The 1,015-nt window shown below is 68.0% G+C and carries 1 protein-coding gene; it reads left to right on the forward strand.

Going from position 1 to position 1,015, the window contains the following annotated elements:
* Positions 1-18: 18 nt before the first annotated feature.
* The gene (locus ACGFIE_RS33735) at positions 19-1,008 is read left to right on the forward strand and encodes an IS30 family transposase (protein WP_393302694.1); all 990 of its coding nucleotides are present in this window, start codon (positions 19-21) and stop codon (positions 1,006-1,008) included.
* Positions 1,009-1,015 lie beyond the last annotated feature (7 nt).

Genomic DNA, 1,015 nt, shown 5'->3' on the forward strand with positions numbered 1-1,015 from the left:
CCGCTGGAGCGGGAACAGATCGGGTTGGGTCGGGCTGCGGGTGAGTCGTTGCGGTCGATCGCGGGCAGGTTGGAGCGGTCGGTGTCGACGATCTCGCGGGAGGTGGGTCGGTTCGAGCGCTATGGGCAGCGGTATCAGCCGTTGATGGCGCAGTGGGCGTCGTTTCTGCGGCATAACCGGTCCGGGCGGGTGCCGCGGTTGGCTGTTGACGGGCCGTTGCGTCAGGTGGTGCTGGATATGCTGCGTCGACGTCATTCGCCGCAGCAGATCAGTGCCCGGCTGCGGGCGCAGTTCCCGGATATGCCGAAGATGTGGGTGTCGCACGAGACGATTTACCAGGCGATCTACCTGCAGGCGCGGGGCAATCTGCGCGCGGAGTTGACGCGGCAGGTGGCGTTGCGCTCGGGTCGGGCCGCTCGCCGTCGTCGGGCGGCGCCGGCCGGGGCGGTGCGTTCGGCGCGGCCGTGGGTGAACCTGCGGATCGCTGAGCGGCCGGCCGAGGTCGCTGACCGGGCGGTGCCGGGGCATTGGGAAGGTGACCTGCTCGAAGGGGTCCGTCGGGGTGGGCGCGGTGGTTCCGCGATCGCCACATTGGTGGAACGCGCTACCCGGTTCGTGATCCTGGTCGGGCTGCCTGACGGCAAGGTCTCCGAGCACGTCGTGTCCCAACTGGCCGCCGCGATGACCTGGCTTCCGCAACGGCTGAGGGCCTCGCTGACCTGGGACCAGGGCGTCGAGATGGCTCGGCACCGTGACTTCACCATCGCCACCGACTGCCCGGTCTACTTCTGCGACCCCCACAGCCCCTGGCAACGCGGCAGCAACGAGAACACCAACGGGCTGCTGCGCCAGTACTTCCCTAAAGGCAAATTCGACTTCACCACCATCGACCAGGCCGGCCTTAACCACGTCGCCGACGAACTCAACGACCGCCCCCGTATGACCCTGGGCTGGGCCACCCCAGGTGAGAAGATGACCCAGCTCCTGAGTGTTGCAACCACCAGTTGAGCCCGCC

Source organism: Micromonospora sp. NPDC049275 (assembly GCF_043197115.1).
Classification (GTDB): domain Bacteria; phylum Actinomycetota; class Actinomycetes; order Mycobacteriales; family Micromonosporaceae; genus Micromonospora.